The sequence below is a fragment of the Janthinobacterium sp. FW305-129 genome (assembly GCF_020858115.1).
Taxonomy (GTDB): Bacteria; Pseudomonadota; Gammaproteobacteria; order Burkholderiales; family Burkholderiaceae_D; genus Janthinobacterium.
Map to the genome: position 1 here is coordinate 4,363 of NZ_JACYMM010000027.1, position 1,777 is coordinate 6,139.

The following is a 1,777-nucleotide window of genomic DNA, read 5'->3' on the forward strand; positions in this document are numbered from 1 at the left end:
CCGGCTACACGGTCAACAGCGCCACGCAGATCACGGCGACGGCCCCCGCCGGTTCCGGCACGGTCGACGTGCGTGTCACCTCGGCTGGAGGTACCAGCGCCACCGGCGCCATCGATCAATTTACGTATGTCGCGGCACCGGCGGTCACCGGCATTGCGCCGGCGGCAGGTCCTGCCACTGGCGGTACCAGCGTCACTATTCACGGTACCGGCTTTGCCGGCGCGACGGCGGTGATGTTCGGCGCCTCGGCAGCCACTGGCTTTACGGTCAACAGCGTCACGCAGATCACGGCGACGGCGCCAGCCGGTTCCGGCACTGTCGATGTGCGCATCACTACCATTGGCGGCACCAGCGCGGCGGTGGCAGCGGATCAGTTCACCTATGTTGGTGCGCCGGTAGTGAGCGGCCTGTCGCCTGCGGTCGGGCCAACGACGGGCGGCACCAGCGTCACCATTCACGGCACCGGTTTTACCGGAGCGACGGCGGTGACGTTCGGCGCCACGGCAGCCACCGGCTTTACGGTCAACAGCGCCACACAGATCACGGCCACGGCGCCAAGCGGTACCGGCACGGTCGATGTGCGGGTTACCACGACGGGCGGTACCAGTGCTGCCAGCGCCTCGGACCAGTTCAACTATGTGGCGGTACCGGCGGTCACCGGCATTGCGCCTGCTTCCGGTGCCATCACTGGCGGTACTAGCGTGGTCGTCACCGGCACGGGTTTTGGTGGCGCCACGGCGGTGCGATTCGGCGCTACGGCAGCCACGAGCTTTACGGTCAACAGCGCTACGCAGATCACGGCCATCAATCCATCGGGCAGCTTGGGCGTGGTGGACGTGAAAGTCACTACAGTTGGCGGTACCAGTGCCAGCAGCGCGGCGGATCAATTTACGTATATCCCGACCGGCGTCATCACGTTTGCGACACCGGCCGCGGCATCCGTTCCATTGGGGAATAGCTTGACCAACGTGGCGACTTCCAGCCTCGCGGGTGGCAGCTATGGTGCCCTCAGCTATTCCAGTTCGAATGCGGGCGTGGCCACCGTCAGCAGCGCTGGCGTCATTACGCCCGTGGCCGCTGGTACCAGCAGCATTACTGCGACGCAAGCCGCAGTGGCTGGCGTAAATACCCAGGCAACGCAAAGCTATACCTTGACGGTGACGTCCGCGATGGATATCACGCCAGCCAGCTTGCCGGGCGCGACAGTTGGTACGGCCTACAGCCAGCAACTGACGGCCAGCGGCGGTATCGGACCCTATGCGTTTGTGGTCTCCGGTAGCGTACCAGCCGGCATGGCGCTTAGCGCCAGCGGTATACTGAGCGGTACGCCAACGGCAGCCGGCAGTTTTGCGCTGACTGTAAAAGTGACGGATACACGCCAGTTCACGGCAACAAGAAACTATACCTTGCCAGTGACTTCGGCGACACTCGCTCTGACGCCAGCCAGCTTGCCCAATCCGACGGCGGAAGCGGCTTACAGCGCCAGCGTCACGGCAGCGGGCGGCACGGCGCCATATAGTTATGCCGTGGTTGGTGTCTTGCCCGTCGGCCTGAGCCTGAATGCTGCCACTGGCGTGCTGTCCGGCACGACGAACGTGGCGGGCAGTTTTCCGTTCAGCATCAAGGTCACTGATAGCAGCACAGGCGTGGGCGCGCCGTTCAGCGCGACCAACGCCTACACCATGACGGTTGCGGCGCCTGCCCTGAGCCTGGTCCCGGGCAGCCTGGCGGCGATCCGTGCCGGCGATGCCTACAGCCAGCAGTTCACGGCTGCCGG

The 1,777-nt window shown here is 65.1% G+C and carries 1 protein-coding gene; it reads left to right on the forward strand.

Going from position 1 to position 1,777, the window contains the following annotated elements:
• Nucleotides 1-29 precede the first annotated feature (29 nt).
• The coding region (locus IGS61_RS27570; protein ID WP_442908111.1) for a beta strand repeat-containing protein at nt 30-1,777 on the forward strand (1,748 nt) is incomplete at its 3' end.